The following is a 2,752-nucleotide window of genomic DNA, read 5'->3' as shown; positions in this document are numbered from 1 at the left end:
TTATATTAATGAATTGTGATAATTTTTAATCCGAAGTTCCCTACTCCCTACTCCCTACCCCCTACTCCCTACTCCCTACTCCCTACTCCCTACTCCCTTGCTCTCAAAACCATTAAATTTAAATAAAGACCAGCTAATAAAACCCAATCATTGATAGTGTAATCAGAGTCAATTCATTGATCTTTTGGACAAAGACAATCAAAAATGTCGAAAAATAAGGTTTTGATGGTACTGGTCTCGCTAATTTTACCCTTTGTGCTTGGTGTGCAAGTAGCAATAGCCGATACCAGCGACTCAGCTCAAACCTGCTTACGAGGGTTACTGTACATGGACAACGGTTGCAGTACAGTAGATTATATGTCAATTGATTACACTCCTGTGATGAATGACAAAGCTGAAAGCTTTTTGAAAGAAATTAAAGCACGGCAGCTCAATGTTGTCACAGCGGAGTCTCTGACCAGTGGCATGATTATTTCCACCATCGTCAACATTCCCCTCTATGGCTCCTACACCTACGGTGGATTTTCCACCTATGATAGTGATGCTAAGCGCAAGATGCTTGGGGTCAAAAAAGGCGATGTTTATACAGAAACCACAGCTCGACAAATGGCTGCTGGTGCTTTGAAAAATAGTCGGGCGATGGTCTCCATTGCAGTTACCGGACACGCCGGACCGGTTGACAAAAATAAATTGGAAGACCTCGGTGTTGTCAACGCAGCAGTTTCTATTCGCACCATCTCTGAGAGCCAAGACAGTGACATCCAAGAGCAGCCCATTGTCTTCAATACCAGCCACCGGCGCATGGCACTGTGCGATGGTGATGGATTGCCTATGACTGAAGTTGTATGCCAACAATATCGTTCCGAAGCTGAGGCCGACCCTAAGGGCTATGTATCAGCTCCAATCTTATCCATGACCCGGAAATTGATTCGGCAAAATGTGGTGATTGACGCTCTGGAACTGGCGACACAACACCTCCAAAATTTTGTCTGTACCAGCGACGGCGATAATGTGACTTGTAAAACTCTCGACTCCATGTGTCAAGAACCCTATGATGGCCGTTACATCAGGTACGGTGAACCAACTTGGGTGATCAAGGAGCACAGCGAGCGTTGTCGATTGGGTATAGGAAAGGGAAGAAAGAAAAGGGAACAGGAAAGACGGAGCAGGCAGTAGAGAGTAGGGAACAGGGAACAAAAATTATCACAATTGATTCATGTACCCTTATTCCCAGATCCGCTGTTCCCTGTTCCCTACTTCAGCAAAGAAGTCTACTGACCTATGCATATATTTATCCAAACACTAGGTTCACGGGGCGATGTCCAGCCCTATGTAGCATTAGGCAAAGGTTTAAAAGCAGCAGGACATACCGTCACAGTCTGTACTAGTGCCAGTTTTGAATTATTCATCAGGGAGCATGGCTTAAGTTATGGCTATATGAACGATGAGATGATGAAGCTGATCAATTCAGATCAAGGTCGGGATGCCATGGAAAATACCACCAACCTCTGGGAAATCATCAAACTCACTCGCAAGTTATCTAAACAAGTTGCTCCCATGCAAAGGATGATGCTTAATGATAGTTGGAATTCCGCACAAGAAGCCAACCCGGATCTGATCATCTTCCACCCCAAAGCCTATGGGGGTCCTCATTTTGCGGAAAAATTGGGCATTCCCGTGATCATGGCGGTTCCTGTGCCGATGCTGGTGCCTACAGCTGAATTTCCTAACATGGGCTTCCCGAATTGGCCTTTAGGGGGCTGGTATAACAAACTGACCTATCGCTTCGTCAATCGATTAATGGAGTTTTCAGCAGGCAAACCCGTTAAAACGTGGCGAGCTGACCATGATTTGCCACCCCAACCGGGGAGTTTTAATATTCTGCGTACCACTACCGGTGAACAGATTCCGGTTTTATATTGTTACAGTAAGTTTGTTATGCCAGAAGCTACGGACTGGCCTGAGAGTGTGGTGCCAACAGGCTACTGGTTTCTAGAGGAAAAGGACACATGGCAACCACCGGCTGAGTTACAGGATTTCCTTGATGCTGGCAATCCTCCGGTTTATGTCGGTTTTGGCAGTATGGCTGGACGACATCCCCAGCGGCTGACGGAAATTGTGATTGAAGGGTTACAGCAAGCGAATGTGCGGGGTATTATTGCTACCGGTTGGGGTGGCTTGGTTGTAGATGACTTGCCAGACAGCATTTTAAAAATTGACAGCGCTCCCCACGATTGGCTTTTCCCCCGTATGGCCGCAGTGGTGCATCATGGTGGGGCTGGCACTACCGCTGCTGGCTTACGGGCAGGTCGTCCTACTATCATTTGTCCCTTTTTTGGGGACCAACCCTTTTGGGGCGACCGTGTTCATGCCCTTGGTGTGGGCAGTAAACCGATTCCCCAAAAGACATTGACTGCCGAGAAGCTGGCTACTGCTATCCGCGAAGTGACGACAAACCAGACTATTCGGCAAAATGCTGAAGCCTTGGGCAAACAAATCCGGGATGAAGATGGCATTGCTAATGCGATCGCTATTATTGAATCTCAATTGGGTTAGGATTTTAGGGAGTCGGGAGTCGGGAGTCGGGAGTCGGGAACAGGAACCAGGGAGTAGGGAGTAGGGAGTAGGGAAGAAAGAAGAGGGAATTGTTAATGGGATGGGTGGGTTATGAACGCACCCTACTAGTTATATCATCTCAGCATAATTACCCTTTATAAAAATCTCCCCCATCTCCCCATCTCCCCATCTCCCA

At 47.1% G+C, this 2,752-nt stretch carries 2 protein-coding genes; both read left to right on the top strand.

Annotation, left to right across the window (positions count from 1 at the left end; all coding sequences use genetic code 11):
* Nucleotides 1–204 precede the first annotated feature (204 nt).
* The gene (locus F6J94_RS32720; RefSeq protein WP_293047859.1) at nt 205–1,176 is read left to right on the top strand and encodes a CinA family protein; all 972 of its coding nucleotides are present in this window, start codon (nt 205–207) and stop codon (nt 1,174–1,176) included.
* 105 nt (nt 1,177–1,281) lie between these two features.
* Nucleotides 1,282–2,556 carry a glycosyltransferase gene (locus tag F6J94_RS32715; protein ID WP_293047857.1) on the top strand — a complete coding sequence of 425 codons (1,275 nt, stop codon included), beginning with the start codon at nt 1,282–1,284 and terminating at the stop codon, nt 2,554–2,556.
* Nucleotides 2,557–2,752 lie beyond the last annotated feature (196 nt).

It is taken from the genome of Moorena sp. SIO1F2 (assembly GCF_010672755.1).
In the GTDB taxonomy this organism is placed as follows: domain Bacteria; phylum Cyanobacteriota; class Cyanobacteriia; order Cyanobacteriales; family Coleofasciculaceae; genus Moorena.
The sequence above is the reverse complement of the archived record's forward strand: the minus strand, read 5'-3'. Positions and strand labels throughout refer to the sequence as shown.